The sequence below is a fragment of the Pseudomonas sp. FG43 genome (genome assembly GCF_057809175.1).
On record NZ_JBMDJL010000014.1, the window covers coordinates 1 to 22,080 of the forward strand.

General features: G+C 58.2%; 19 protein-coding genes. 4 read left to right on the top strand and 15 right to left on the bottom strand.

The window, feature by feature from the left end:
* Positions 1 to 170: 170 nt before the first annotated feature.
* The gene (locus ACODS3_RS16895) at positions 171 to 797 is read right to left on the bottom strand and encodes a TetR/AcrR family transcriptional regulator (protein ID WP_201002795.1); all 627 of its coding nucleotides are present in this window, start codon (positions 795 to 797) and stop codon (positions 171 to 173) included.
* Between the two features lie 88 nt (positions 798 to 885).
* Here ACODS3_RS16895 and ACODS3_RS16900 point away from each other — a divergent pair, with 88 nt between their 5' ends.
* Together ACODS3_RS16900 and ACODS3_RS16905 are read left to right on the top strand one after the other, a co-directional pair.
* A complete protein-coding gene (locus ACODS3_RS16900; protein ID WP_489035372.1) occupies positions 886 to 1,497 on the top strand; it encodes an NAD(P)H-dependent oxidoreductase in 612 nt (203 codons plus the stop codon).
* A 17-nt stretch (positions 1,498 to 1,514) separates the two neighbouring features.
* Positions 1,515 to 2,489 (top strand): hypothetical protein, encoded by a 975-nt coding sequence (locus ACODS3_RS16905; RefSeq protein ID WP_489035374.1) that lies wholly within the window; start codon positions 1,515 to 1,517, stop codon positions 2,487 to 2,489.
* 113 nt (positions 2,490 to 2,602) lie between these two features.
* On the opposite strand, the gene ACODS3_RS16910 is transcribed toward ACODS3_RS16905, so the two are convergent.
* The 11 genes from ACODS3_RS16910 to ACODS3_RS16960 all read right to left on the bottom strand — a co-directional run bounded on the left by ACODS3_RS16910 (position 2,603) and on the right by ACODS3_RS16960 (position 16,892).
* Positions 2,603 to 4,018, bottom strand: a complete 1,416-nt coding sequence (locus ACODS3_RS16910; protein ID WP_304574277.1) for a lipid II flippase MurJ — start codon at positions 4,016 to 4,018, stop codon at positions 2,603 to 2,605.
* A gap of 12 nt (positions 4,019 to 4,030) precedes the next feature.
* Positions 4,031 to 4,852 (bottom strand): acyltransferase, encoded by an 822-nt coding sequence (locus tag ACODS3_RS16915; protein ID WP_201018544.1) that lies wholly within the window; start codon positions 4,850 to 4,852, stop codon positions 4,031 to 4,033.
* A complete protein-coding gene (locus ACODS3_RS16920) occupies positions 4,849 to 6,264 on the bottom strand; it encodes an O-antigen ligase family protein (RefSeq protein WP_304574276.1) in 1,416 nt (471 codons plus the stop codon). The genes ACODS3_RS16915 and ACODS3_RS16920 overlap by 4 nt, the downstream gene beginning before the upstream one ends.
* Positions 6,264 to 7,364: a glycosyltransferase family 4 protein gene (locus ACODS3_RS16925; protein WP_489035377.1), complete on the bottom strand. Its 1,101-nt coding sequence runs from the start codon at positions 7,362 to 7,364 to the stop codon at positions 6,264 to 6,266. Before ACODS3_RS16925 ends, ACODS3_RS16920 begins: the two co-directional genes overlap by 1 nt.
* Positions 7,348 to 8,571: a glycosyltransferase family 4 protein gene (locus ACODS3_RS16930; RefSeq protein ID WP_201018547.1), complete on the bottom strand. Its 1,224-nt coding sequence runs from the start codon at positions 8,569 to 8,571 to the stop codon at positions 7,348 to 7,350. Before ACODS3_RS16930 ends, ACODS3_RS16925 begins: the two co-directional genes overlap by 17 nt.
* Positions 8,572 to 8,574: 3 nt before the next feature.
* Complete coding sequence (locus tag ACODS3_RS16935; RefSeq protein ID WP_489035379.1) at positions 8,575 to 9,891, bottom strand: cellulase family glycosylhydrolase; 1,317 nt, start codon at positions 9,889 to 9,891, stop codon at positions 8,575 to 8,577.
* 1 nt (position 9,892) lies between these two features.
* Positions 9,893 to 11,071, bottom strand: coding sequence for a glycosyltransferase (locus ACODS3_RS16940; RefSeq protein WP_489035381.1), 1,179 nt, complete (start codon positions 11,069 to 11,071; stop codon positions 9,893 to 9,895).
* Positions 11,071 to 13,062 (bottom strand): GumC family protein, encoded by a 1,992-nt coding sequence (locus ACODS3_RS16945; protein WP_489035382.1) that lies wholly within the window; start codon positions 13,060 to 13,062, stop codon positions 11,071 to 11,073. The genes ACODS3_RS16940 and ACODS3_RS16945 overlap by 1 nt, the downstream gene beginning before the upstream one ends.
* Positions 13,063 to 13,078: 16 nt before the next feature.
* Positions 13,079 to 13,855 carry a polysaccharide biosynthesis/export family protein gene (locus ACODS3_RS16950; RefSeq protein ID WP_201018551.1) on the bottom strand — a complete coding sequence of 259 codons (777 nt, stop codon included), beginning with the start codon at positions 13,853 to 13,855 and terminating at the stop codon, positions 13,079 to 13,081.
* A gap of 143 nt (positions 13,856 to 13,998) precedes the next feature.
* The gene (locus tag ACODS3_RS16955) at positions 13,999 to 15,456 is read right to left on the bottom strand and encodes a mannose-1-phosphate guanylyltransferase/mannose-6-phosphate isomerase (RefSeq protein ID WP_201018552.1); all 1,458 of its coding nucleotides are present in this window, start codon (positions 15,454 to 15,456) and stop codon (positions 13,999 to 14,001) included.
* Positions 15,456 to 16,892 carry an undecaprenyl-phosphate glucose phosphotransferase gene (locus ACODS3_RS16960; RefSeq protein WP_201018553.1) on the bottom strand — a complete coding sequence of 479 codons (1,437 nt, stop codon included), beginning with the start codon at positions 16,890 to 16,892 and terminating at the stop codon, positions 15,456 to 15,458. The genes ACODS3_RS16955 and ACODS3_RS16960 overlap by 1 nt, the downstream gene beginning before the upstream one ends.
* 496 nt (positions 16,893 to 17,388) lie before the next feature.
* Between ACODS3_RS16960 and yegS the strand changes: the two genes are divergently transcribed.
* A complete protein-coding gene (gene yegS / locus ACODS3_RS16965; RefSeq protein WP_201018555.1) occupies positions 17,389 to 18,306 on the top strand; it encodes a lipid kinase YegS in 918 nt (305 codons plus the stop codon).
* Here yegS and ACODS3_RS16970 read toward each other — a convergent pair.
* From ACODS3_RS16970 to ACODS3_RS16980, 3 genes are all read right to left on the bottom strand, one after another.
* Positions 18,290 to 18,949 (bottom strand): response regulator, encoded by a 660-nt coding sequence (locus ACODS3_RS16970; protein WP_201002765.1) that lies wholly within the window; start codon positions 18,947 to 18,949, stop codon positions 18,290 to 18,292. The two genes, yegS and ACODS3_RS16970, sit on opposite strands and share 17 nt — an antisense overlap.
* Complete coding sequence (locus ACODS3_RS16975; protein ID WP_489035383.1) at positions 18,946 to 19,839, bottom strand: sensor histidine kinase; 894 nt, start codon at positions 19,837 to 19,839, stop codon at positions 18,946 to 18,948. Before ACODS3_RS16975 ends, ACODS3_RS16970 begins: the two co-directional genes overlap by 4 nt.
* A gap of 322 nt (positions 19,840 to 20,161) precedes the next feature.
* Positions 20,162 to 20,566, bottom strand: coding sequence for a hypothetical protein (locus tag ACODS3_RS16980; RefSeq protein WP_201018558.1), 405 nt, complete (start codon positions 20,564 to 20,566; stop codon positions 20,162 to 20,164).
* Positions 20,567 to 21,143: 577 nt separating this feature from the next.
* Here ACODS3_RS16980 and ACODS3_RS16985 point away from each other — a divergent pair.
* Complete coding sequence (locus tag ACODS3_RS16985; protein WP_489035385.1) at positions 21,144 to 22,076, top strand: chemotaxis protein CheV; 933 nt, start codon at positions 21,144 to 21,146, stop codon at positions 22,074 to 22,076.
* Positions 22,077 to 22,080: the final 4 nt, after the last annotated feature.

Genomic DNA, 22,080 nt, shown 5'->3' on the forward strand with positions numbered 1-22,080 from the left:
GTGGGAGGCAGCTTGCTGGCGACTTCACGTACAGACGCAGAATATCTGCCGGTTTCACAGGCCTTTTCGCCAGCAAGCTGCCTCCCACGAGGTTGTGTTGTGCCTTAAGTGATCGGCATGAGTTAGAGGAGGGCAGGATCACTGAGGGTGAGTGATCCTGCCTTTTTCATTCAGGAAGGTTCTTTGTTTCTTTCGACCATCGCAATGATGGTTTCCAGCAGTTCGGCCTTTGCCTGGGCTGAGGTGATCTCTGCGCTCGCAGCGGCATTGGACAAGGCTTCTGCAGCGCCAAGCATCGCTCGCAGGCCAGCCTGTGAAATGACGCCTGAGGGTGAAAACGGAGCCAGGGCATTTCGGCACTTTTCCAGAAAGACGGCCTCGTACTCCCGCTTTACCTTCTCAAGCTCCGGTGAGCTGGCCAGTGCGGCGACGACACCGGATATCTCGCCCCCGTGCAAAACGACGCAGTCCACATAGGACGATGCAATGATATCGGCCTTGTTGATCAGGGTCGCATCGCTTGTCTGAAAGGCCGCGTCCATAAGGGCTGTCTGGCGTTCATCGAAGTCCTTGTAGAGCGTTGCCAGCAATCCGGCACGGGTGCCGAAATGGTCATAGACCACGGGCTTGGTCACGCCTGCCTGTTCGGCGAGCCGCCCCAGCGTCAGCGCTTCGGTCCCTTCCTCGCGCACCAGTTGCCATGCCACGTCGAGCAATTGGCGGTGTCGGTCATCTCGCGATAACCGACGGCGCGGTTGCGGGTCCGGGGTCTGTGCTGGCGTGTCAGTGCTTGACATGGAAACCTACCAAAAGCAACTTAATGGCGTAACTTACTAAAAGTATATAAGTGTCGTCTTTTATCCGCAATCAGCAGGAGTGTTCGCTATGCATGCGCTCATCGTGGTCGCTCACCATGACCCCCAGTCACTCACCCATAGCCTTGCGGCACAGGTCGCAGAAGGGCTGATGCTTGCCGACCCCGGACATACGTTTGAAATCGCGGATCTGTTTGCCGAGTCATTCGATCCGAGATTCAACATGGCCGATCACGCTGTTCATCGCGAAAAGGCTTCGCCACCTGCCGATGTGCTCGCAGAACAGGCCAGGATCGATCGGGCGGATGCCTTGGTACTGGTTTATCCGGTCTATTGGTGGTCGATGCCGGCGATCCTCAAAGGCTGGATTGACCGGGTATTTTCCAATGGCTGGGCGTTTGACTTCAGCTCCGATGCCACACTGGTGAAGAAGCTTGGCCATTTGAATGTCCACCTGATGGGGGGCGCCGGTGCCGATGCGGGTACTTTCACGAAGCATGGTTATCTGAATGCGATGAAGACCCAGATCGATCACGGCATTTTCGATTATTGCGGTGCCCGTGTCGTAACCTCTGAACTCTTGCCGGATTCCGAAACCCGGGATGCGGCTGCTCATCTTGATACAGCACGTACAATAGGGCGCCGGATTTTTGATACCGAGTTACTGGGTGAGCCTGTTTGAGCAAGGTGTAGCGTTGTATGCAGATTCAGAAAATTCAGGATGATATCGGCGAGCACCGAAAGTTGTTCGTACGTTTGCCGTTCGCACGTCTGTTCAGGAAGCGCGAGTATGCAGTCACCTCAGGTTACCTGCTGATCATTTCCATCTTCATGCTGTACAGGATCGGCAGCGATGGTGTGGACGGATTTGTCGATACCATCGCATGGATGTCGTACTGCATGGCGGTGTTGATGATCGCTCTTATGCGCTGTGTGGATGTGATCGCCATTACCCGCTCCGACGTCATCGAGCGGGTGGCGGGTATCGCCAGACCTCAGGACTGCACGGTGCATATCGGCCTGCAGGTTCAGGAGCAGCAGTGGTTTCGTCAGCGTTACCAGTGCGCAAATGAGCAACTGGCCAATGAGGCTTTGGCGCTGGAGGAGCAGTGGTGCAGTTGGCAGCGCATCTGTTCAAAGGCCGGTGATGATCAGGCCAGTGACTTCAAACGGTTTTATTTCAGCTTTCCGGAATCCGGGCGTTTCATGACGCTGCTGGTGGGTTTCTTTGCGATTGTCGCCACGCTCATCATTACTCTGGGGGCGACCCCGACGGCTTATTTCGAGTTACTGGACGATTGGCGCGGATATGTTGGTTTTGTCATTCAGGTAACGATGTTACTGGCCTATGCCGCGTTGCCTTTGCTGGGGGCAAAGGTCATGTTGAAAGAGATGTTCCTGACCTTGCTGGATTACATCAACGCCATGCAAGTCACTGATCGAAGCTTCTATCGATATATTCGCCAGATGATCTGGAGTGCCGGGGTCATGTCCGGGCCGCCGCGCTCTCGCAGCCAGGTCCCGGTTGCCATCGATGGGGCGCTGGCTTTTTTCTCGCTTTCGCCCTTTGCAGCGCTACGGGCCTCCGGTCATTTTCCGGGCTGGTACATCCGCAAGGTTCCTTTCGTCCTGAACTTTGTCTTTGGCTTCATGGTGTTGTGGCTTTGTTCATGAGGCCATCGGGCGTAGGCGAATTCATTCGCGACCGGCTGCTTAGCAGTCGCAGGTTTTGCGAGCGCTTCGCACTCGGTTGTCGCAATGCCGCCCGGAACAAGCATGTCGTCCGCTCATTCGTGAACAGGTCGCCACGGCTTCAGCCACAACGCCAGCCCGACCATCAGCGCGGCGCTATAGGCGCAGCCAAGTGCCAGTTGAGTCCAGATATCCTGCAAGGGATGCAGCAACAGGGCTGCCAGTAACATGAACAGTGTGGCTAGCAGCCAATGACTGCGCCACGGGACGACCGCAAGCAAGGATTGGCGACGCATCAATAGCAGGCCGGTGACCAGCGCGCCGCCCAGTGCCGCGATGGCGATACCGGTCAAACCCAGGAAGAACGGCAGTGTGCCCAGCAGCAAGGCATTGCACAGGCTGCCGATCAACTCGCAGTTCAATGGCAAGCGGGTGTCGCCGTCCGCATAGGCATAGCGAGCCAGCAGGGCATTCCAGGCACCGAACATCAAGGGCACTGAAAACCAGGCCAATAATTGTGGCAGTGGCCCATCGTGGGTCTGATTGGGCAGCAACAGCACCACCAGCGCGCCTGCAGCGCCGATCAGGCCGGTGACTGCCGGCAGTGTCAGCAATGTGGCGCTGCCCAGTCCACGGCGCAGCAGCGACAGGCGTTGGGTGTTCGCGCTGCCGCTCATCAAGCCCAGCAGTACCTGGTTCAGGCTCATCAGGGCAATCAATGGCAGATTGATGAGTTTGCGCGCCAGATTGATCCAGGTCACTGCGCCTTCACCCAGCAACGAGGCGACCATTCGCTCTAGAAGCGCCAGGCCTTGGCTGGCCAGATTGCTGCTCAGCAGTGGGCCGATCCGTTGCAGCAATTCACGCACCGCGCCCTGTTCGGTCTGCCATTGCCATGGACGCCAGCCCGAGCGATAGAGTGTCGGCAGCAGCACGCCCGGCATCAGCAGGCTGCCCAGCACACAGGCAAAGGCCAGACCCGCAGGCGTCGCCGAGTGGCTGAGCACGGCGAGGTAAATCACCGGCGGCAGGTTGAACAGCAGCGAGCCAAGCCCGGCCAGTACAAAACGTGAACGCGCTTGCAGTGGAATACACAGCAAGCCATGCAGCAGAAAACCCGGCGCACACCATGCCAGCCAGTGCAGACCGCTGCCTGCCTGTGCGTAACCGTCGCTGTCGAGCCCAGGCCCGATCAGGCGAACCCACAGCCCGGCACCGAAACTCAGCACCAGGCTGAGCAACACCCCGAAAATCAGCAGACGTGGTGTCAGTGCCTGAAGCCAGCGCTGTTGCTGTTCAGGAGAGCGTTGTTGATACAGAGGCAAGGCCGCCGCACTCAGCAGACCGGCTGCAAGTGACATGCGCAAGGCTTCGGGCAGAAACATCGATACCAGAAACGCATCGCTCTGGCTGCCCGCACCCCAGGCGGCGACCAGCAGCCACTCGCGGGCAAATCCGGCCGCCAGGCCAGTCAGCGTGGCCAGCGTCAGCCACAAGGTCGAACCGAGCATTGTGCAGGCGGCTTAATGGAACAAAGTGAACAGGCCTTTGCCGCCCACTTTGTACTTGAGGTTACGGGCGCGCTCGCCTTTGATTTCCGCGTTCGGTCCGCTGACGATGGCGTAGTCCGGGATCGGCTTGGACACTACGCTGCCGCCACCGACCACGGCACCTTCGCCGATATCGGCACCGAACGAGAGCAGGGCGCGGCTACAGATCCAGGCATAGTCGCGAATGAATACCGGGCCGCCCACTGCCCAGAATTCGGGTTCGTTCAGGTCGTGTCCGCCCGCGATGATCAGCACGTGGGAAGCGATGGTCACATGGTCACCGATCACCAGACCGCCACGGGCATCCAGTTGGCAGTGCCAGCCGACGGTGGAGTCGTTGCCGATGCGCAGGCTGTCCACGCCCAGCACCTCGGTATTGCGCCAGACCGTTGAACCCTTGCCGATCTTTGCTCCGCCGATGCGCAGCCAGAGCAGGCGCAATGTGTGGCTGGGAATCTTGCAGATCAGAATGTTGTAGATCTGCTCCCAGGTACGCAGCATGCGGTCGCGCAGGGTTGGCCAGTTGATTCCATACAAGGGAATCAGCGCGCCCAGGGTTTCGCTGGCCAGCAGGCGATAGAAGCGTCGGGCCAGAGGGTTTTCGATTCTCGGCTCGATATTCAGGTAGCAGATGAAGGACAGGGTGGTGTTCTTGATCCGGGTTTCGAAGCACACCTCGTTGTCCAGCATCCACTGGTAGGTGGCCTGCAATTCTTCCAGGTCTACGCCCATCTTGCGGGCGTAGTCGGGAAGAGCCTCTCTGAGGTTATGCGAATGCATCATGCGGTGTTTCATCGAGCGGTTCCCTGGTCGGTTGGGGCGGCGGGGGATTTCAAGGTCTTTGCAGCCTTGGCGCGCAGGCGCTTGGCTTCGTGCAGGCTGATGCCGACGAATAGCCAGAACAGTGCGACCAGCACGCTGGTGAAGCTGAAGTAGTGATCGAACAGGCCGCTGAACAGTGCCGCCAGAACACCGACGGTACAGCCCAGGCCAATGGCGTTGTCATGGGTCAGGATGATCGGGCCTGGAGCAGGGCGCACCTCTCTCCACCAGCTTACGGTCACGGCAATGAACAGCAGCATGCCGGGAATGCCCATCTTGTAGATGAAGTTCAGCCACAGGTTGGAAATACCGAACTGTGTGTAGCCCGGCACGGGAGGATCGATCTTGAAGCCGATGCCAAACGGAAACAGGGCCATGGCCTGCGGGAAGTGCGTGTATTCCAGAAAGCGAATGGCGGTACTGGTGTCATCGTTGCTGAACAGGCCCAGCAGACGGTCCTGCAAGGGCGGATAGAACATCAGCAGCAACACGCCCGCTATCGCGCCGCCCACCAGCAGACGGCCCAGATACGGCAGACGCCGACGCGCCATCCAGAGCATGATTGCCAGCAGACTCACCAGAGCGCCCCGCGAGCCGGTCAGCAGCAGACCGATGGCACCCAGCGCCGCGACGAGCAGGCCGAGGGAGCGCGGTCCTCCGCTGCGAGTGACGCCAAAGCAGAATGCAATCGGCAGGATCATGGCCATGGCACCACCGGCCACGTTGGGGTGCAACCACGGTGAACCCATGCGACTGGCCAGCGACAGCAGGCTCTCGCTCAGCACGTCGAGGCCGCCGTAGCCCATGATCGCGAGGATCGGCGTGATGGCCGACGCCGAGCCACTGATGATATAGGTCGGAATCGACAGCGCCAGCAACATCAGGGTCCCGGCCAGCATGGCGATGATCACGTGTTCCAGGGCCTTGCCATCGCTCAGCAGGCGTGGCACCAGAAACAGGATCGACAGGTTGAACAGCCAGCGTACCCAGTTGATCGGGCCGTTGCCGTCGGAAACGATCGTCAACTGGCCGACCAGGAACGGGAAGGCGCTGAACAGCATCAGCGCCAGCAGCAGACGCTCTGTGCGCATCATCTTCGGCACGCGGGGCTGCTCGAAGAACATGGCCTGCAACAGATAACTGGCCCAGGTCAGCATGATCAGTGCTTCGGATACTGTGGTGCGGATACCGATCTGGATCGTGGAGTAGGGAATGAATGCACCGATCACACAGAACAGCAGCAGCCCGCGAATGGGTTGGCGGATCACGGTGATGATGGAGGCAGTTCCGACAGCGACCAGCAACACTTTTGCAGGAGGCAACAGCCAGATCATGACACCGAAGACCAGGCCGAAAAACAATCCCAGGGGCATCGCTACCGGCATCAGCGCAACTCCTCAAGGGCTTCATGCAGGCGTTTGTAGAAAGCCTCTGGAGCATAATTGGCCGACCAGGCTCTGGAAATTTCGGGGTCCTCTTCGGGGGCAGTGGACAGCTCTCCCATCAGTTGGACCAGTGCGCTGCTGTTGGTGGGCGAAAACCGCGGGCTGTCCGGCGGGGTGATTTCATCCAGCGACGAACCGGTAGCCACGGCAACCCGTGTGCCGACCCTCAAGGCCTCGATCACCGGCAGGCCGAAGCCTTCGGCATAGGAGGGCTGCCAGAGGCGGTCAGCGTTGCGATAGACCGCATGCAGTTCGCTATCGCTGATGCCGCTGAGCACATGCAGCCCCGGCAAGCGGCGCTGGGATTCGTTCAAGGGCTCGCTGCCGCCGACCAGCACCAGGTCCGGTACGGTCTGGAACTGAAGACGGGCGTTCTGCCAGGCATCGACGAACCAGGCAATGTTCTTGCGTGGTTCGCGAGTGCCGACACATAACCAGTAGCGTTCGGGCAATTGCAACTCGCTGATATCGGCAGGTTCCCCTTTGAAGCCTTCGACCAGCAACGGCACCGTACGCAATTTGTTACGGGCTGAAGGGAACAGGCGGATGACTTCATTTGCAGTGAATTGCGAAGGCACCCATACCACGTCGGCCACTTTCAGCGAATGGGCAATCGAGAGGTAGTCCGTCAGGCGATAGAACGCTGCCTTGAGTCGCGAGCCGTGGTTGTTCTTCTGGGTGATCTGGAACAGGTCATGCAATTGCAGCACGTAGCGCACGTTGGCAGGTTTGCGACCCAGAGGCAGGCCCATGTTGATGTTGGCCACGTAGATCTGTACTTCCGTGTCGCGCAGGGCCTTGGGCAGAAACAGGCCCTCGAAGCCCAGTCGATCCGGCAGACGATGCACCGAGTTCAGCGGGGTCGCCCACCTGGGCGCATGGATCAGGCGCCGGATCGGATGATCGTAAGGAGCAACCCCGAACAGTTGCAGTTGCACGTCGGGGTGAGCGCGAAAGGCATCTTCCAGCGCGAAGTTCTGGCGACCGATGCCGCTGATGGGGTAACCGGCCGCAGCGCGGTAATCAAGTCCGATACGCATGCGCGAGATCCTTGCTTGGGGGCGAAAGTCGGGTGTAGATGCCTTCCAGCTGGGCGGCCGAAACGGACCAGTCATGCCGTGAGCGAACGTAGGCACGTCCGGCTTCGCCAATCTGGATAAGGCGTGCAGGGCTGTCGATGTTGTCGGCGATCAGACGTGCCAGTTGTAACGGGTCCTCGCTGCCCAGGTAGTGCTCGCCATTGGTGACTTCCAGGCCCGATACACCCTGCCCGGTGGTGACCACGGGCAGGCCGGCAGCCATGGATTCAAGAGTCTTGAGTTTCGAGCCGCCACCTTGACGCAGTGGCGCGAAAAACATCGAAGCGCTGCTCTGCAAGGCTCGCAGGTCCGGCACGAAGCCCAGCCATTCGATGCGCTGATCCGTCCAGCGCTCGCGCCAGGACTCAGGCATGCCGAAGCCGCCCACGGCAAAGCGTACGGTAGGGGACAGCTCCCATACCAGTGGCATGATTTCGTCCAGCGCCCACTCGATGGCGTCCACATTGGGGCCGTATTCATAGTTGCCGATGAACAGCAGGCGGCGGTTGTAACGGTCTGCGTGAACATTGGCGTAGTAGCTGCAATCGACGCTGTTGACCGCGATGGAAGTCGCCCGGCCGCTCAGGCGTGAAAGAGCCTTGGCATCATCCTCGGTGACGGCGACCAGTTCGCTGGCCTGGCGGAAGACCCTCAGCTCCCAGCGGCGGTAGCGCCAGCGATCATAGACGGCGAAGGCGCTTGCCCAGCGGGGCAGGCGGTCATAGCTGGCGGCACCCAGCGCCGATTCGACATTGTGCTCGGTAAGCACAAACGGTTTGCCCGAACGCTTGAGCGCCCGCTCGAATGGCTGAAAGGCATAGGTGTGCTGAAGCTGGATGATGTCCCAGTCTTCTTCAAGCAGCTTTTCAAACGCCTTTTCCAGTTTCGGCGCATAGCCGTTGACGCTGGCCAGCATGGGAGGCGGTGCGAAGGCCACAGCCAGCAACGTGCGCAGGCTGAACAGCGGGCGTCGATCAATGACGATCAAGCGCTCCAGCCAGGGTTCCAGCGCGCTGCGGCAGGCATCATCCAGCGCAACCTTGGATTGCACCAGCAGGGTTATCCGGTGGCCTCGTGCTGCCAGATTGCGCAGCAGATGATATTCCCGGGTCTTGCCGCCGCTGGTGGTTGGCCAGGGCAAGTAAGGTAGCGTCCATAGAATTCGCATGGCTTATGGATTCCATTCCAGAATTTGCAGGGAAGGTTTGAGCGCCAGACTGATGCCCTGGCTACCAGACAATGGCGTCTGTGTGCCGGCCAGAGGGTCATGAACGATGCCTTCATGGATTTGCGGAAAGTTCAGAGTGGTGCCGGTGGCGCTCCAGAACATCAGCAGATGTTTGCCGTCGCTGCGTGTCCATGGCACGGCAAACAGGTCATCGGGAACTGTGCTGACGGCGGGCGGTGCGGCGGGCTCCAGGCGCGGGCCGGTGATATTCAGAAAGTTTTGCAGCGCAGTGTAGACAGGCTTTGGGTTGGCTTGCAGGTCGAGCAGGCCGTAACCCTGGTCGCGGGCGCTGGCGCGTTCATCCAGGTCGCTGAGGTTGAACAGGAAAATACGCTGGAAATCCAGGGCGCTCATCAGCGCCAGACGGCGCAGGGTGTAGTCGGCCTGGCCCTGGATACCGATGATGGCCTGCATTTCCACCGGGCCGGTATAGCTCGACCAGCCCCATTCGGTGGCCCAGACCTGCGAGACGCCATTGCTGTGCAGCAACTGGTTCATGGCGTTGGAACGCACCAGAAAATCCCGGTCTGCGACCGAGTCACCTTCGGGGTATTCGGAATACGGGTGGTAAGCCGCCACGATATTCTGCGAACCCAGATTGTTTTCGACCAGTGTCTGCAACATGTAGCCCGAGCGATGCTGCATCTGGCTGTAATAGGCCATGCCGGCGGTCACGATGGTCTTGTCCGGCAGGACTGCACGGATCGCATTGGCGGTGGTGGTCAACAGATTGCTGTAGGCGACCGGGTCCGCCTGTGGCAGCCAGACGATATTGGGCTCGTTCCAGACCTGCCAGTTGTTCACATGGGAATAACGCTGGGCCAGCGCCGTCATGCGCGCGGCAAAGACATTGAAGTCCCTGGGGGGATATTGATCGCGGCTCGCTGCGCTGGACGCCGAGTTGCTGGCAAAGGGTGCCGAGCCCACCAGATAGGCGAGGGTGTTATAGCCATGAGTCTTGATCGCGGCCATGGCAGCATCAAGCTCTGTCAGGTTGTACTGATCCTGGACGGGCTCGATGATTGGCCAGTGAATGGTCAGGCGTATCCAGTTCAGCCCGAGTGCGTCCAGGCGCGCCATCTGCTGCTGATAGACCTCTGGAGCGAAATACTGGAACTGCACGTTGACGCCCAGAAAGTCCTTCCAGACCACTGCACGCGGTGCTTGCAGAATGGTCGCGGCCTGAGCGACGGTTCCCATGAGCATCGCGCTTGTCAGTAGTGCCGCGATAGCCAGCCATGATCTTGATCTGCACTGCATGTCAGTTCACCTCGCATGCTTGCCGGAATACATCCTTGAAGCGTTCTGCCGTCTGACTCCAGACTCGGGTCTTGCCTATGCGCGTCGCGTTCTCGGCCCATTCAATGGTCATGTCCGGTGCTGCGCAGACACGATTCAAGGCGGCTGTCAGTGCTTCTACATCGCCCTGCGGGTAGATCATGCCGTTGCCATGGGAGACTTCTTCGGCAAACGAGCGTGCATCCGAGGTGATGACCCCGCGCCCGCAGGCGGTGGCCCAGGACAACGCGCCACTGGTACCGCGCAGCTTGCCCAGAATCCTCAATTTGCTGGACTCGCGATAGGGCAGGACCATCACATGATGGGCCTGGATGACATGGGCGATCTGTTCGGCGGGCAGGTCCAGTTGCCAGTCCACCAGATCCACCAGACCCAGTTGCCGGATACGCAGGCGCAACTGATCCAGATAGCTGCCTGACGGCCCGAATGCCATTTCCGGTTCGCTACCGCCCGCCAGTGTCAGGCGCACACGAGGGCGCAGTTCCGGCTGGGAGAGGAATACATTGGCCAGTGCATCCAGAAGGTCCTCAATACCCTTGCCGCGGTAGATGAACCCGAAGTACAGCAACCGCAGAGGCTGCAAGGGCGGCAGCGGTACCGGCTCGATTGCCAGGTTGCCATGGTTGATCACGGCCATCTGCGCCTGTTGCAGGCCCATGCGTTGCCTCAGGCTCTGGCTGCCCGCCTGAGTCAGCGTGATCAGGCGGGTCATGCTTCTTGCCAGTTGACGCTCCTCGCGCAGGCACAGTGGATCAGCCAGCACCGTGGCTATTTCCGGCAGGGGAGCGCGCATGCCGCTGGCAAGAGACAAGGGCCATGGCAGTTTTTCCCGACGCCATACCAGACGCTCCGGGTCATGCACGGTGGCGCTCAATGGCAAGCGGGGGAAGCGTTGACGCAATGCCCGCAAGGCATGGAACTCTGCCAGCCGTCCGCCGCCCAGTTCGGCATGGACCAGATCGATGCCGCTCCAGTCGGTTTCGGCGACACGCTGCTCGGCCTTGCGAGGATCGTTGCCGATCCCCTGCAAAGGCGTATGTACCTGCACGCCCAGATCTTCCAGAGCCTGTTTCAGATGTCCGGCATAATCGGCGATACCGTTCTGCTCCGGTGGCAGAGGGGCGAGCAGGGCAATTCGCATCAGGCACGACTCCCGATGCGTTTCAGGAACTTCAGAACGTGTTCCGGTACCTCGAAGCGACGGCGGTTGAGGATGACGCCATCGACCTTCTTGAACGCGGTATTCAATGTAGTCAGGGCGTCTTCGAGCATCGGTACGGTGGTTTGTTCGGCGCGCACCACCAGCACGATCTGATCGGCATCACGCAACAGGACAAAGGCTTCCTGGTTGCCGTAAACCCCCGATGCATTGATCAGCACGATCTCGCCCGGTTTTGCCGGAGCCCGGCCTTCGGTTCGCACGGTATGGCCTTGCTCGACCAGCAGCGTACTCAGGCGCGAGATGACAAAGTTCACACCTTCGCCCCGATGCACGGAGGTAAAACCGATGGCCAGGCCTTTTTCCGCAACCTGACCCAAGGGCAGGATGCCGTATATGCGATGCAGGTTGGCAGTGAGTGCCGCGCTGCGCTCCTGAGCGCGTTCCAGATCGGGAAGGCTGGTCCAGATCGGTACGCCAAAGCGTCCTTCGATCTTGTCTCCATCGTGGATGCGTTGGTCCAGCAGATAGAAGAAGTACAGCGCCAGGAAGCCTACGACAGCACTCAACGGGAAGGCCAGAAGCAGCATCAGCATGCTTTTCGGGAAAACCCGGCTGGCGTTGAAGGTGGCGTCTTCGATCGTGGCGATGTTGCTGATCTGGCTGTTGTCCAGTTCGCGGTCGATACGTGCTTTTTCCAGGCTGTCGGTATAGAGCGCATAGCTTTTCTGGGCAGCATCCAGCTCGTTCTGCAGACGCGAAAGCTCCGGCTCCAGTTTCAAGGCCAACTGACGGTCGCTCTCCAGTTGAGCCAGTTGTGTGTTCTGCTGCGCCAGTTGGGTTTGCAGCCGTGCATAGCTGGTCTGTTGGTCGGCATACACGTTTTGCATGCGGTTATAGATAGGGTTGGGCGTAATGCTTTCGGAACGCTGGATGGTTGCTTCCTGCTCCTTGAGCAGTTGCTTGAGGTTATTGATTTCTTCGTTGGCGGCACGCACTGGCGGTGCCTGTTCCTTGAATGAACGCAACAGTTCCTGACGCTCGACTTCCTTGCCATTGATGCGGTTTTGCAGGTCCTGGCGGTTGGGGTTCAGCGCCAGCTCACGGCCTGCCGAAACCGTTTTGGGTTGTGCCGCCAGTTGTTTCTGCAGGGTGTCGAGCCCGGCCTTGGTGGAAGCAATGGCGCGAATGGTGTTGTTGCGTTCGGTGCGCAGGTCATTGAGGCCCTGGGACGTATCTGCCAGACGCTGGGAAATGCTCACCGCGCCCAACTGGTTCAGGTAGCCCTGGATCTGTTGTTTGTGCGAAATGATGTTGGCGCCAATCTTCTGGACTTCAGACTCGTAGAATCCATAGAGGCTGACGCGCCCCAGTGTCTTGGTACGTTGCAACTGGTATTCATCGATCCAGGTCTTGAGCACGATCTGTGCCGTGACCGGGTCATTCCAGGTGAAGGTCAGCTCCATCACTGATGAGCCCTGCTCGTGACGGACCTTGAAGTTCTTTTCCAGGTCTTCGGCCATGCGTTCGACCGGGGTGCGCTTTTCTGCCAGCCCGAGGAATTGCAGAATGCTGTGGCCGGCATCGAAGACCGAACGTACGGCGTACTTGATGCCGTTTTTCACGGTGACCAGGAAGCCGGTTTCAGGCTGTGCCTTTGACAGTTCGTTCAGGTACTTCTCGGCGACCGTGCGCATGATCGGGCGTCCGGTGAGCATGCGTTCTTCGTCCAGCAGCGGGTCCCGCAGGCCGCTGGGTACGACGATCGCCTGGCGGTCGGACAGTTCGATGGGCACGGTGCTGCTGTCGCGGCCGGGTTTGACCAGCAGCAGAGCCGTAGACTCATAGCGGTTGGGGAGCAGGAAGGCGCCCAGAATAACGATGACGAAAGTCACCAGCACAGTGATCTTTACTTCGCGCTTGAAGATAAAAAACAGGCGTAGCAGATCGCGGAATGAACGAATATTGATCATGTCTTTTCCCTGACGATTAGTTGTTGTTACGCAACTCGTAGTTCATGCCCAGGCCTATCGATTTCGCGAAAGGAATCAACTGGTTGAAGTACAGGTTGACGCCGTCCACCTTGTTTCCGACTGTGGATTTGGGGACGAACACCACATCGCCGCGTTGCAGCAGTACCGGCGCGCGAGGCCCGCCAGCGTCTGCCCAGAGAAACTTGCTGTAGTCGAAGAAGTAAGTCTTGTAGAGGCCGTTTTCTTCCAGGCGCAGCAACGCCACCTGACCTGCATCGGCATCGAGTGCCACACCGCCTGCGCCTACCAGAGCCTGCTCCAGGTTGGTGGCGACATTGACCGGCAGAGTGACCGAGTTACGCACGGCGCCCCCCACGAACACCGTATTGCCCGGCGACTGGGAAATATTGATGGTCAGGGCCGTCTCGCGATAGACATCCTTGAGCTTGCTTTCCAGCAGGTCGTTCAACTGTTGCAAGGTCAGGCCAGCCGCCTTGACCGTACCGATATAGGGATAGGAAAAGGTCCCGTCGTTGAGCACCTGAAACAGCGTCAGCTCATAGATGGAGTTGGCGGTAAAGGCTGATATCGACGGTGCTTCCCCGGTGTTTCGCACGATACGCAAGGTATCTCCGGGGCGAATCCGTTCCGGTGGCAAAGGTTTGCCTGCCAGAGCCCGTCCTGCCGCCTGGCCGGCTTCGATCTGCGCCTTGTCATCGGGCAAGCCGACCCGCGCGGGTGTATTGCAAGCGCTTAGCAGCAATACGCTGATTAACAGCAGAATGCTTTTCATCGGTCCTGAACTCCTGTCATGCACGAATAAGGCTCCCTTTCGGGTAAAGAAATCATGTTGGCTGGTACTGCCTGTCCAGTGCGTGTTGGTTCAGTCCCTCATCGTTATTGATGTGCTTGTCATCGTGACCTTGCTATCGAATTTCATGCCTTGATCGCTTGTTCCGGAGCCCGGCCATAGATGTCAGTGAAGCGCACGATGTCGTCCTCGCCCAGATACTCGCCGCTCTGGACTTCGATGATCACCAGATCAATGACTCCGGGGTTGACCAGGCGGTGCGTGTGTCCTGGCTTGATGAAGGTCGACTCATTGGTGTCGAGCATGAACTCGCGTTCACCATTGGTGACCCTGGCCATGCCGCTGACCACGATCCAGTGTTCGCTGCGATGGTGGTGCATCTGCAGTGACAGCGACCCTTGTGGGCGAACCACGATGCGCTTGATCTTGAAGCGTTTACCTTCCTCAAGAATCGTGTAAGTGCCCCATGGACGAGTGACGGTGCGGTGCAGGCGATAGGCATCGTGACCCTGGCGCTTGAGTTCCTGGGCAATGATTTTCACGTCCTGGCTTCGCTTGCCGTCAGCGATCAACAGGGCGTCGGGTGTGTCGATGATGATCAGGTCGTCCAGGCCCACACCACCCACCAGTCGTTTCGGGGAGTCGATGTAGCAGTTGGTCACGTCATGCAATACGGTCTGGCCGTTGCACTGGTTGCCCTTGGCATCCACTGCGGAGAGTTCGCGTACTGCCTGCCAGGAACCGATATCGCTCCAGCCCAGTTGGCAGGGCACAACGGCGACTTTCTTCGAGCGTTCCATCAGGGCGTAATCAATGGAGATATCCGGGACGGCCGCGAACAGCTCGCTGTCCAGTTCCAGCTGCAACTCCCGGTTGCCTTCCTTGCTGATGCTCTTTTCAAGGCATGCCTTGACCGCGATCAACACCTCGGGCGCATGGATTTCAAGTTCATGCAGCAGGACTTCGGCACGCATGCAGAACATGCCCGCATTCCACAGGTGCTGCCCGCCGTCTACATAGCTCTGGGCGGTGGCTGCGTCGGGTTTTTCGACGAAGCGTGCGACCTGATAACCATCGGCATTGAGCGACTGGGCCTTTTCGATATAGCCGAAACCTGTTTCCGGCTTGGTAGGCAAGATCCCGAAGGTCACCAGCCAGCCTTCATCCGCCAGTAGCCGTGCGGCACTGACAGCCTGGGAGAAGGCTGTCACATCGGTGATCAGGTGATCGGCGGGCAGAACCAGCAGCTTGGCATCCGTGCCATACAGCTTGAGCGCATGCAGTGCAGCTGCCGCGATGGCCGGTGCCGTGTTGCGGCCGAAAGGCTCAAGGATGAAGTCCAGAGGGACCTTGCTCTTGTTGAGCTGACGGTAGTCGTCTGCGGTACGGAAATACACTTCACGGTTGGTGACGGTCAGCAGACGCTCGACGCCTGGCAGGCCTGTGGCGCGTTTGAAGGTTTTTTGCAGCAGGCTTTCGCCATCGGGAAGGCGCATGAAAGGCTTGGGCATGGCTTCGCGAGAGACCGGCCAGAGTCGGGTGCCGGACCCGCCGGCGATGATGCAGGGGATGAGGTTGCTCATCAATAAGCCTCACGAGTGAAGAGCACTGCCGGAACAGTGCGCATAAGGATGTAAAGGTCGAACCAGACGGACCAGTTTTCTATGTACTCAAGATCGAATTCGACGCGCTTTTCGATTTTTTCCACGGTGTCTGTTTCACCACGATAGCCATTGATCTGGGCCAGACCGGTGATTCCCGGCTTGACCCTGTGGCGTGACGTGTACTCCTTCACCGCTTGCTCGAAGAGAATGCCGGCCGCTTTGGTTGCCGTTGCATGGGGCCGAGGCCCCACCATCGACATGCTGCCTGCCACGACATTGAACAACTGTGGCAGCTCATCCAGGCTGGTCTTGCGTATGAAGCGCCCGACCCGAGTGACCCTGGCGTCACCTCGCGTGGTTTGTTGCTCGGCGGTTGCATCGGCCTGATGCTGATGCATGGAACGAAACTTGAAGACCTCGATCAGCCGGTTGTTGTAGCCATAACGTTTTTGCCGGAACAGCACCGGGCCAGGAGAGTCGAGCTTGATCGCCAGGGCGATGAGCAGCATGACCGGCGACAGCGCCAGTACCGCCAGCGTCGAGAGCACAATGTCCTCGGCCCGCTTGAAAAAGGGCGACCAGCCATTGAGTGGCACATCCGAAGCGTTGAACATCGGCAGCTTGGCGACTTCGGTGATGCGGTTGTGGGTGTGCCTGAAAGCAATCATGTCCGGCACCAGCAAGACATTCACCGGCAGCCTGCGCAGTTCGCGAATGATGTAGTCCATGCGGTTTTCGGCGGTCCAGGGCAGGGCAACCAGTACCTGGGTGACTTTCTCTTCCCTGATCAGCCGCTCAAGATCGCTGGTGTTGCCCAGCAAGGGCAGGTTGGCGACGGTCTTGGGCATGCGGCCAATGCGGTCATCGATGAAGCCGGTTACACCCGAACGGATGTCTTGATGCTCAAGCAGGTATTCGGCCAGACGCAGGCCGTTTTCCGTTGCCCCCAGAATCACCGCGTTCTGCAGGAAAATGCCCTTGCGCATCTGGTGCTTGAAAAACACCAGCATCAGCAAGCGCACGATACAGAACAGGGCCAGGCTGCTGAGGTACCAGAAAATCAGCTGCTCGTTGGTCAGACGCTCGAAAAAGCCCATGGTCTGGTGCATGAACAGCAATACGCCGAAGGATGCGGACCAGGCGAAGACGATGACGCGCAAACGTAATGCGTTACTGAACAGCGCTTCGGAATAAACCCCCAGAGCCTGGAATATCAGGACGCTGACCACGCTGAAAAACAGCGGCATCACTGCGTAATCCTGCGGGTTTTCGATAGCGCCATCATGCAGGAGTACCAGAATCAGCAATCCTGGCAGGATGCAGGAGGCTCCATGGATCAGGCGGATGCCCAAAAGGAAGTATTCGACCAGGCTGGTGCGTGTCAGCGAAAGACTGTCGACTGGTTGCAACCGCATAAAGCTCCCTCACTACATGGCACTCATGGTTCGAGTGCCGATCCATGATCTGTCGGTCGTAATATCCTAGAGTCAAAAAAATATCTTTTCTGTTTATTTATTCCAAGAAAAGCCATTTATTTGTCGTTTTTGGTTTTTTTCCTCATGTCCCCTGATGGTGTGTCAATTTTTTCAAGTCATTCAAAGCCTTTGATCGCGTAGGTCTTTTCGTTGGTTTTTGAAAAACAGCACCCTCGAATGGGGGTTTCTTGACAGTAAAGCTCATGAAACAAAAAAAGTTTCATTCTTGGGATTTTATTTTGGCTTTTTGCGTTGTTGCAGAGCTGTTGCAGAGCTGTTGCAGGCGTGCGCGTTCAGTTATTTCAAGGGAGGTCCGGCCAGCAGGCCCCTTGAAAAAATTATCCGGAAGAAGGGGTTTTTTCTTGTGCGGTGGGGTCACATCCACGTGTTACACGGAAAGTGTCTTCGTACAGACTATCGATTATGGAGAGGCGTCATGACAAAACGCAGAGCGATTCTGATTCTGCATGGCAAGCAGTCGCTTAATGAGGATGTACGCAGCGCCGTGATGGAAAAGCGTGAGCAAGGCTGGGAGCTGGATGTTCGACTGACCTGGGAGGGCGGTGACGCGCAGCGTCTGGTCACCGAAGCGCTGACGAACGGACACCGGCACATCATTGCCGGAGGCGGGGACGGCACCGTACGCGATATTGCCGAAGCTCTTGCGCAGGCTGAGACACAGAGCAGCCTTGTGATTCTGCCATTGGGCACCGCCAATGATTTCGCCCGTGCAGCCGGTGTACCGCTGGAAGTGTCGGATGCACTGGATCTGCTGGATGTAGAGCCACGTGCGGTCGATCTCGGGGAAGTGGACGGCAAGCTGTTCCTGAACATGGCCACTGGCGGCTTTGGCAGCCAGGTGACAGCCAATACCTCTGAAGACCTGAAAAAGGTGCTGGGCGGCGCTGCGTATCTGTTTACCGGGTTGTCGCGGTTCAGCGAGCTGCATGCGGCTCATGGCGAACTGGTCGGGCCGGATTTTCACTGGCGCGGCAATCTGCTGGCCCTGGGCATCGGTAACGGTCGACAGGCCGGAGGCGGTCATGTGTTGTGCCCGGAAGCGATGGTCGATGATGGCATGCTCGATATCAGCATCCTTCCGGCGCCTCAGGAGGTTGTCGGTACGCTCAAGCGGCTGCTCGAAGGCGGGTTGGGGATCGACAATATGTTCGTTCGTGCGCGCCTGCCGTGGGTTGAACTCAAGTCCGCCCAGGGGCTGGACATCAATCTGGACGGTGAACCGTTATCAGGCGAGAACCTGCGCTTTGTGGCCCGCCCCGGCGCCTTGCGGATCCATTTGCCCGGGAATTCGCCGGTGCTCGGGACGGTACAGGCACTCAGTCGTCCAGACTGATGATCCGTTCACGTACGCAAAACAGTACCAGCCCGGCAACATCGTAGATCTGCAGGCGCTTCATGATCTGTGAACGATGGCTTTCCACGGTCTTGATGCTCAGGCCCAGCCCGCTGGCGATTTCACGGGTGGATTTGCCGCGTACGACCAGACGCAGGATCTCCAGTTGGCGAGCAGTGAGGTTGTACTTGTCCAGTGGCTCGGGTTTGTTTGCCCGGGGACCACGCAAGGCCCGATTGATCACGGTATGGGCGATGGCAGGGCTCAAATAGCGCTCGCCGTTGCGCAGGGCTTCCAGTGCCTGTTCCAGTTCCTTGGCTGTCGCATCCTTGAGCAGATAGCCATGGGCACCCATTTCCAGGGCTCGCATGATCGTGTCGGTGTCGGTATGCATCGAGATGATCAGCACTTTGCTGTGGGGTTGCACCCCAAGCAGTTGTTCCAGGGCGTCCAGGCCGTTGGTGTCCTTCATGGTGATGTCCAGAAGGATGATGTCCGGTTCCAGTTCGAGTGCCAGACTCGACAGTTGGCTGCCATCAGCCGCCTCGCCAATCACGGCGTAGCCGGGAATGTCTGAAACCAGAGCGCGGACGCCAGCCCTTATCAGCGAGTGGTCATCGATCAGTAATAGATTGCAAGTCATTGGGGGGTCTTGTGTGCATTGGCCCGTTCGTGTGTGCGAGGAGCCCAGGGAAACAATACGTCGATCTGTGTGCCTTTGCCCGGCGTGCTGTGCAGGCTCCATGAGCCATTGAGCAAGGCTACCCGTTCTGCCATGCCCGCCATGCCGCGCTGGCCAGCATGTGCCGGGTTATGTGCCGGCTCGAAGCCTATGCCGTCGTCGGCGATGAAGAGTGAAAGCCCGGCGGGCAAGCGTTGCAGGCGTACCAGCAGGTTTTCGGCACGGGAGTGGCGCAGCACGTTGGTCACGGCTTCCTGAGTGATGCGGAAAGCGGCCACGGCCATTTCTTCGGGAATGCCGGTCAGCCGCTGGTGGCACTCCAGGCTCCAGCGCACCGGGCTGTCGGTCAGGGCGTTCAGCAGATGAGCCCGCAAGCTGGCTTCCAGCCCCAGGCTCGACAGTTGGCGGGGATTGAGGATGGCTGACAGGTCGCGCACTTTGTCCAGGGTTTCTTCAAGAATGCTGTTCAGTTGTATGCCGTGGGACTGTAAATCGGTCGTTAAGCGGCGTTGCAGCCAGTCGCACTGGATCTTTGCAGCGGTCAGCATCTGGCCGATGTCGTCATGCAATTCCCGGCTGAGCCGATGGCGTTCGCTTTCCTGAACTTCCAGCATCCGTTCGGCCAGTTCCTGGGGTTTAAGCTGGATCAGTTTGTTGGCACGTAGTTGTGCGAGCCAGATGCTCACGAACGTGATCAGGTTCAGTGCCAGCAGTGAAAGGGGGAGTGCGTCAGAACTGAGAAACAGCCCGATATTGCCCAGGATTGCGCCCGTACACAGCACATTCGTAAGCCACTGGGCGTTTTTCGTGTTGAGGGATCGAACTCTGGGGAGCTTCCTGCTGACATGCATAAAGAATGGCGCCAATTGATGGTCAGTGCGTATGACCTGGCATTATCGAGGTCAGGTCAATATCACGTAGTTGTATAACAGCCCGTCAGTTTCAGAGCCTGTCCATGTCCGGCCAGTGATCTTATCTCAATGCTGCGATGATTTAATGTTTTAACCTGCCTTCCTGTAAACAGGAAATTGCAGGGCAATGCGTGCGCTGGCACGTACCGTAATAGTGTCCTGATGTTTCTGAAGGGATATCGACTTGAAAACAGGCAATGATTTGCCGGGGGAAGATGGCCTGCAAGACCGGTTGTTATTTGCGCGTAACAGGCTGCGATGATCAGGAAGTACTGGAAATATCGGCGAGCTTGGCCAGAAGTTCCTGCTGCTCTTCACTGTCCAGAGGAAGCTCGCCGGTCTGTGGGTCGATCAGTTCCAGTTGCCAGGACATCAGGGCCAGACAGCTTTTTAGCGTATTCAGCACTTCCTGCGAGAACCCGTCACATTGGCGGGCTTCGGTAAGCCATTGCCGCAGTTGCCGGGAAAAGTCTGCAAGGCATTCAATCGAAGCGTTCTGAGCCTCATGGCTAAGCTTGAGCAGATTGGTCAGCAGGCTTTCAATGGCATCTTCATCGTCGACGATCATTTCCAGGTGCGACAGGCATTCTTCCGACTTGTAAAGAAGAGCCAGCGAGTCCTCAAGGAACTGATCGTGTCTGTGCTGCCACTCATTACTGTTCAGCATCCTCTGTCTCCACGCAGTGTAGGTAGCGAATTTGTTTCGCCCGCAGCGAATGGACGACAGTTAATGTTGATTTCAAATGAATGTATGTAGGTGCTTTCTGAATATTGCCGAGTGATGGCATTTTGATGTTTAAAAAATAATGTCTTGAATGACGCCAACCCGTTATCGGACCGCACTGGATGCTCCAGTTTTGCCATGGTGCAACGCCATTGATGCCCAGCTATGGGCCTCAGCAGGATGGCCGATTGCACGGACCGGAAAGCGAACAAGAGCCTGACTCCATTCATGCAATGAGAATGGCGTCACAATAGTGGCTATTGAGTGTGGAGAATATCAGGTCAGCCCTGATGGGGGCTCAGGGGTACCCCTAGGCTCGAAAGCGTCGAGCCTGTTTTTATGTGAGGGTCAAACAGGAGTTTTCTGTCATATTTGACCACGTGCAGTGCGACACCAGTAAAGCATGATGGTAATGTGACATCAATGCTTGGACATTGTATTTATGGCTATTAAGGTCCGGGCTGTTGCAGCCGATACAGGTACTGCAGACTCATCGTGATCAACGCTTCAGGAGCTATAAATGGCTGGCATTCTCGACACAGTAGATCAACGCACACAGCTGGTGGGCGAGAATCGCCTGGAAATCCTCATGTTTCGCCTTGCCGGTCGTCAGTTGTTTGCGATCAACGTGTTCAAGGTCCAGGAAGTGCTCCAGTTACCCAAGCTGACCCTGATGCCTCAGCGGCATTCATTCGTCTGTGGTGTGGTCAACCTGCGCGGTCAGACGCTGCCGGTGATTGACCTGTCTCAGGCCATCGGCATGCGTCCCCTGGTGCCCGGGCCGGGCAGTACCATCATCGTGACCGAATACAACCGTTCCGTGCAGGCGTTCCTGGTCGGTGGCGTGGACCGTATCGTCAACATGAACTGGGATGCGATCATGCCGCCGCCGACCAGTGCCGGTCGTCAGCATTATCTGACTGCCATCAGCAAGGTCGATGACCAACTGGTGGAAATCATCGACGTGGAAAAAGTCCTCGCCGAGATCGTGCCCTACAACGCCAAGGTGTCCCGCGAGAAGCTGGAAGACCCGGTTCTGGAGCACGCCCGTGGTCGTGAAATCCTTCTGGTGGATGACTCCAAGGTGGCGCTGTCGCAGTTGCGCGACACTCTTTCGCAGTTGGGGCTGAAGCTGCATGTGGCCAGCGATGGCCTCAAGGCGCTGAACATGCTCAAAGGCTGGGCTGACGCGGGTGAGAACGTCGAAGAAAAACTGCTGATGGTCTTTACCGACGCCGAGATGCCCGAGATGGACGGTTATCGCCTGACCACGGAAATCCGCAATGACCCGCGCCTGCGTAGCCTGTACATCGTATTGCACACCTCGTTGTCCGGCAGTTTCAACGAATCGATGGTCAAGAAGGTCGGTTGCGACAACTTCCTCTCCAAGTTCCAGCCCGACAAACTGGTCGAAGTAGTGCGCCAGCGTCTGATCATGGTCAACGGCGGCTGAAACA

Bases quoted from the DNA above. Each gene is read 5' to 3' on its own strand.
- ACODS3_RS16895 (WP_201002795.1), bottom strand. From the start codon at position 797: ATGTCAAGCACTGACACGCCAGCACAGACCCCGGACCCGCAACCGCGC.
- ACODS3_RS16900 (WP_489035372.1), top strand. From the start codon at position 886: ATGCATGCGCTCATCGTGGTCGCTCACCATGACCCCCAGTCACTCACC.
- ACODS3_RS16905 (WP_489035374.1), top strand. From the start codon at position 1,515: ATGCAGATTCAGAAAATTCAGGATGATATCGGCGAGCACCGAAAGTTG.
- ACODS3_RS16910 (WP_304574277.1), bottom strand. From the start codon at position 4,018: ATGCTCGGTTCGACCTTGTGGCTGACGCTGGCCACGCTGACTGGCCTG.
- ACODS3_RS16915 (WP_201018544.1), bottom strand. From the start codon at position 4,852: ATGAAACACCGCATGATGCATTCGCATAACCTCAGAGAGGCTCTTCCC.
- ACODS3_RS16920 (WP_304574276.1), bottom strand. From the start codon at position 6,264: ATGCCGGTAGCGATGCCCCTGGGATTGTTTTTCGGCCTGGTCTTCGGT.
- ACODS3_RS16925 (WP_489035377.1), bottom strand. From the start codon at position 7,364: ATGCGTATCGGACTTGATTACCGCGCTGCGGCCGGTTACCCCATCAGC.
- ACODS3_RS16930 (WP_201018547.1), bottom strand. From the start codon at position 8,571: ATGCGAATTCTATGGACGCTACCTTACTTGCCCTGGCCAACCACCAGC.
- ACODS3_RS16935 (WP_489035379.1), bottom strand. From the start codon at position 9,891: ATGCAGTGCAGATCAAGATCATGGCTGGCTATCGCGGCACTACTGACA.
- ACODS3_RS16940 (WP_489035381.1), bottom strand. From the start codon at position 11,071: ATGCGAATTGCCCTGCTCGCCCCTCTGCCACCGGAGCAGAACGGTATC.
- ACODS3_RS16945 (WP_489035382.1), bottom strand. From the start codon at position 13,062: ATGATCAATATTCGTTCATTCCGCGATCTGCTACGCCTGTTTTTTATC.
- ACODS3_RS16950 (WP_201018551.1), bottom strand. From the start codon at position 13,855: ATGAAAAGCATTCTGCTGTTAATCAGCGTATTGCTGCTAAGCGCTTGC.
- ACODS3_RS16955 (WP_201018552.1), bottom strand. From the start codon at position 15,456: ATGAGCAACCTCATCCCCTGCATCATCGCCGGCGGGTCCGGCACCCGA.
- ACODS3_RS16960 (WP_201018553.1), bottom strand. From the start codon at position 16,892: ATGCGGTTGCAACCAGTCGACAGTCTTTCGCTGACACGCACCAGCCTG.
- yegS (WP_201018555.1), top strand. From the start codon at position 17,389: ATGACAAAACGCAGAGCGATTCTGATTCTGCATGGCAAGCAGTCGCTT.
- ACODS3_RS16970 (WP_201002765.1), bottom strand. From the start codon at position 18,949: ATGACTTGCAATCTATTACTGATCGATGACCACTCGCTGATAAGGGCT.
- ACODS3_RS16975 (WP_489035383.1), bottom strand. From the start codon at position 19,839: ATGCATGTCAGCAGGAAGCTCCCCAGAGTTCGATCCCTCAACACGAAA.
- ACODS3_RS16980 (WP_201018558.1), bottom strand. From the start codon at position 20,566: ATGCTGAACAGTAATGAGTGGCAGCACAGACACGATCAGTTCCTTGAG.
- ACODS3_RS16985 (WP_489035385.1), top strand. From the start codon at position 21,144: ATGGCTGGCATTCTCGACACAGTAGATCAACGCACACAGCTGGTGGGC.